The 488-nt window shown below is 39.8% G+C and carries 1 pseudogene; it reads right to left on the bottom strand.

From position 1 onward, the window contains the following. Positions 1–315: pseudogene (gene araH / locus R3X26_RS18925) on the bottom strand (L-arabinose ABC transporter permease AraH); the annotation flags it as partial. Between the last annotated feature and the right edge of the window lie 173 nt (positions 316–488).

The following is a 488-nucleotide window of genomic DNA, read 5'->3' as shown; positions in this document are numbered from 1 at the left end:
AAAGCTTCCGGTCGCATTTACGACTAACGCCGTAAGTACACCATAGAAGGCTACTTGAGACCCAACAGACAAATCAAAATCCTTGGAAGCCAAGCAGAACATCATTGTGCAAGCTACCATTCCTATCTGGGAAATTGACAAGCCAAGACCGAGCATATTTCGAGCAGAGAAAAAATACGGGACGAACAGCGACAGTGAGATAAACAATATAATATACACAACGATAATATTGAAATTCTCACTTCCTCTGATTCGTTTCAAAATTGAATCCTCATTTTTTGATTCAACGTTCAATGGTTTATTAAGAGCCGTCATACGGTAATCTCCTTCTCGGGGAATGCTTTAGATAATATTTTTTCTTCGCTATATTCATGGCGCAAGAATTCAGCAGAAATTTCGTTTTCTCGCATCACATAAAGTCTATCGGTGATACCCATGACTTCAGGTAATTCACTCGAAATGACGACAATGGTTACACCTTGCTCTGC

The sequence above is a fragment of the Vibrio sp. TH_r3 genome (assembly GCF_033101115.1).
Taxonomy (GTDB): Bacteria; Pseudomonadota; Gammaproteobacteria; order Enterobacterales; family Vibrionaceae; genus Vibrio.
Note: the sequence above shows the minus strand (reverse complement) of the source record. Positions and strands in the feature narration are given on the sequence as shown.